The sequence below is a fragment of the Mycobacterium sp. genome (genome assembly GCF_032162605.1).
In the GTDB taxonomy this organism is placed as follows: domain Bacteria; phylum Actinomycetota; class Actinomycetes; order Mycobacteriales; family Mycobacteriaceae; genus Mycobacterium.
Genome location: NZ_JAVROT010000356.1, coordinates 1 through 3,547, shown reverse-complemented (window position 1 = coordinate 3,547; position 3,547 = coordinate 1). Strand labels below are relative to the sequence as shown.

Annotated in this window: 5 protein-coding genes; 2 read left to right on the top strand and 3 right to left on the bottom strand. The window is 68.4% G+C overall.

From position 1 onward, the window contains the following. A partial coding sequence (locus tag QOI01_RS20125; protein WP_526384033.1) for a hypothetical protein occupies positions 1 to 666 on the top strand: 666 nt, incomplete at its 5' end. A 98-nt stretch (positions 667 to 764) separates the two neighbouring features. After that, positions 765 to 929, top strand: coding sequence for a hypothetical protein (locus tag QOI01_RS20120; RefSeq protein WP_526384031.1), 165 nt, complete (start codon positions 765 to 767; stop codon positions 927 to 929). 629 nt (positions 930 to 1,558) lie between these two features. Here QOI01_RS20120 and QOI01_RS20115 read toward each other — a convergent pair. The 3 genes from QOI01_RS20115 to QOI01_RS20105 form a co-directional block, all read right to left on the bottom strand. Further along, a complete protein-coding gene (locus QOI01_RS20115) occupies positions 1,559 to 2,233 on the bottom strand; it encodes a hypothetical protein (protein WP_526384029.1) in 675 nt (224 codons plus the stop codon). A gap of 49 nt (positions 2,234 to 2,282) precedes the next feature. After that, positions 2,283 to 2,984 (bottom strand): prepilin peptidase, encoded by a 702-nt coding sequence (locus tag QOI01_RS20110; protein WP_526384027.1) that lies wholly within the window; start codon positions 2,982 to 2,984, stop codon positions 2,283 to 2,285. 35 nt (positions 2,985 to 3,019) lie between these two features. After that, positions 3,020 to 3,547, bottom strand: a 528-nt coding sequence (locus QOI01_RS20105) for an AfsR/SARP family transcriptional regulator (RefSeq protein WP_526384025.1), incomplete at its 5' end; no start/stop codon positions are given.

Sequence of the window (3,547 nt, the reverse complement as noted above, 5' to 3'; positions counted from 1 at the left end):
GTCGACGAGGCCCTGACAGGCGCCCGGCAGTTGATGGCCGACCTCGCCCCGGCGGCCCTGCGCGACGACCTGAAGGCTGCGCTCGACCGGATCCTCGCCAGCAAGGCCGAGCTGCGCACCCCCACAGCACGGATTTTTGCTGGTGAGAGCGCGCCTGGTCCAGGCGGGCTGACCGGCGCGGCCGGCGCGCACTTTTATGCCGCGGTGGTCGCGGCCATGATCGACCGGCTGCACCCGATGGTGCACAACCACGCCCGCGTGCTCCTGGAGGAACGGATCCGCGCCTGGCGGGTGGTCGGGAAGGGCATGCCGGCCGCCGAAGCGGTCGCCTCGATCTCCAACGAGGAGGCCGACCGCGCTCTGGCCGAGGTGATCCCCTGGATCGCCGAAATGACCGCACCCCACCACGGGCCGACCAAGCTTGACCTGCGCGCTCTGGTCAAGCTTTACCTACTCGACCACCCGAGCGTCGGGCTCACCGAACGCGAAGAACTCAACCAACTGATCGGCCGCCGCCTCGACGAAGCGGCCACCGCTCTCGGCACACCGGACACGGGCAAGCCCGTCCGGACACCTCCCGCCGCCCCGCTGACCCCCGAGCAGATCGCCGCCCGGCAGCGCGCCGAGCGAGAACGTCGACGGGGCAAGAGAAACCGTAGGCGATAGCCGGCTGGATGCGCCCTGACCGGCTCGGAGGTGGTGGACCCACCTGATGGCTGTCGGGGTATAGCTGACCCCATGCCGCACGCCAATCGGAGGTGTCGATGTTTGATGCAGTGAAGGCGCGCGTGATCAGCCAAGCCCCCTGGGGGCTTCCTGGCGACCGCCCGGCGGTGGACGTCAGCTGGGTGCGTCTGCTGCTGGCCTGGATGCTGTACGAGGTGCTCATCGCGGCGGGCTGGGCCGTGGCCTTGGTGGTCGTGGTGTAGCTGTCCGCCGTTTGGCTTCGCCGTAGCCCCGTACACCCCACGCCTGCCTGATCTCCAACGCCCAGTCCAAACCTCCCACTGTGGCTGGCATGCCCGGCACAGCCTCTTCGCCTTGTCCGTGCGCGCCTTGTCCACCGGGGTCTCGCACGTCGTCAGCGAGCCACCACTCCGGATCACCGACGCGGCAAGCCAGATCGGGGAGCCGGCGAACGGAGGACGCCCGGCGACCTGCTCGACAGTCGAATGGGCGGGCATCCTACTGCTCTCGCTTGGACGCTCGCACGGGTCCATGCAACCTCGCCCCCGGAGGCACCGGTACGGCGGCACCGGAGGCCCGGTCGGGGTGGTGACGGTCATCGAAACCGCACTTCAGCATGGGAGTTGTGTTAATCACCGGCCTACCTCCGCTCCTCTGCGGGCCGCCAGCCTGAGGTGTACGGGCCCACGGCCGGCCGACTACCGATGCCCACGGCCGACCAACGCCCAATGCCACGTAGACCCGGACGCCCACGCGCGTCTGCGGGTGCGGGTCGCCGTGAGGCCGCGAGCCTTGACCGCGAACCTGTTCGTGGCAGAGTGCGGGTTCGAGAGTCGACGGCCGGGAGATCCCCTCCGGTCGCGTGGCGGCGTCAGCCACGGCTGGTCAGGATCGTGAGGGCTTCGATACACGCTGCGGCGTAGTTGTGCAGGGCGGCGCCGAGTTCGGGTTCGAGGACGCATCGCTCTGCTGGTGTTGGCCCGCTCTTCTGGTTCTCTGGCTTGCGCGCTTCGGCTATCGCCGCATGGAGCAGACGGTGACCTTCGACGATGCCGCGGTTTTCCACCTGGGCACGGTGCTGGAGCTTCGGTTTGGCGATTGTGCTGACGTCAATCTGGATGAGCGGTAGGTGGATTTCGGGGAGCAGGATGAGGTCGGTCGCGGTGATGGGCCGCGGCGCTGACGGAGTCAGTGGTTGCCTTCGGTGGGCCTGTCCTGCGGCTTCGATGGCGTCGACGGCGTACTGGGCGGCGGTGTCGGCGTAGAGGGCGCTGAGCTGCTCGATGCATTCATGGTTGATGTCGAACAGGGCTTGAATTGTCTGTCCTTCAACGTTCTTGCCGCTGTCGTAGCTGGCGCGTTGTTCTTGGTCGATCAACCGGTCTTTGTCGAGTAGCGCCGCGGCGAGGGCGGTGGCGAGGTCGTTGCAGGCACGCCCGTGGTCGATAAGCGGGCCGGCGATGTCATCCGGAATGGCGTTCTCCGGACGGACGGTGAGGAGTAGCCGAACACCAGGTCGGAGGTCGTCAAAGTCAGGCAGATTCATCGGTGGACTCCACAGGTTGACGTACGCGGGTAGGGATTGGTGGGGCGGGTCAGGTCGTCAGCAGGAGCGCGCCGAGGCCGGCGAGGACCAGCGCGGGGCCGAACGGCAGTTCTGATCGTCGGGTGGCGCGGCGGGTGAGCAGCAGCGGCGCCGCGAGCGCGCCCTGGATCAGAAACGGTGCGATGGCGGCAACGATGAGGGCGGTGGGGCTGTGCCAGCCGGCCAGGACGGACATCCACATGCCTGCTTTGACGTCGCCCATGCCGAGCCCGCCGGTGACGATCGCGAGGATGAACAGGCCGGCGGTGACGGCGATGGTGCCGGTGATGGTACGTACGAGCCGGTGAACGTCTTGTGTGAACATGGCCGCCGTGATCACGCTGACGAGGCTGAGGACGGCGCCGGTCAGCACGAGGGTGTCGGGGAGTCGCCGGCACTGCAGATCGACGCTTGCCGCGGTGATCGCGAGGACGGTGGTGATCGCGGTGGCGGGCAGCAGGAGGTCGTGGCGCAGGCGGGCGGTGAGGACGGCGAGCATGATCGCGGTGATAGTCGCGGTGGCGACTGTCTCCGGCCATTGCCGCTGGCGTCGGTGAGGGCGTCGGCCTGTCTCGGGTGTGGGGGCTGTCGGCGGCTCCGCACGTGTGGCGGTGTCGGGGCTGTCGGACAGGTGGTGAGCGGCCGTCGGTATGCCGGCGCCGATGACGCCGCCGATCAGGGCGGCGGCAAGGTCAATGGTGGCGGCACTCATCTGACTCTGGCCTTTCCTGTTTCGGATCTTGGCGGTCAGGCGGCCGTGCCGGCGATCCGGCGGCGGGCGTCGACGCGGCCAATCAGGTCGGTCGCGACCTGTTGGGTCTGGGGGGACACCCGGATCTCGAGTTCGGTGAGCCGCTCGGATAGGGCGCGTAGGGTGCGGCGGATGCCTTCGGTGTTGCCGAGTAGGGCGTGCAGGCGCATGGCGCGTTGGTAGACGTCCTCGTTGTAGGGGTCGAGGCTGATGGCGTCCTGGATGTGGGCCAGGGCGTTCTGCGGGTCGGGTTCGGTGTCGGCGAGGGCGACGTACGCGTCGAGGAGGCGCCGGCGGGTGGCTTCGCGGTGCGGGTGCAGCCATAGCCAGCTGTTTCCGTCGGCGACAACTCCGGTGTGCAGGGCGATGACCTCGCGTAACGCCGCGATATGGGCGGTTGGGTCGAGGGCGATGCTGGCACGCTCGATCGCGTCGTTGAGGTCCCACAGGTCGACGGTCACTTGCTCCGGATCCAGGTGGTAACGCTCGCCGGTCCTCAGAATCGTCTCGGTGCCGGTTGCGTC

What these genes read in the sequence shown, in the direction of transcription:
- QOI01_RS20120 (WP_526384031.1), top strand. Translation starts at nt 765, where the DNA reads ATGTTTGATGCAGTGAAGGCGCGCGTGATCAGCCAAGCCCCCTGGGGG.
- QOI01_RS20115 (WP_526384029.1), bottom strand. Translation starts at nt 2,233, where the DNA reads ATGAATCTGCCTGACTTTGACGACCTCCGACCTGGTGTTCGGCTACTC.
- QOI01_RS20110 (WP_526384027.1), bottom strand. Translation starts at nt 2,984, where the DNA reads ATGAGTGCCGCCACCATTGACCTTGCCGCCGCCCTGATCGGCGGCGTC.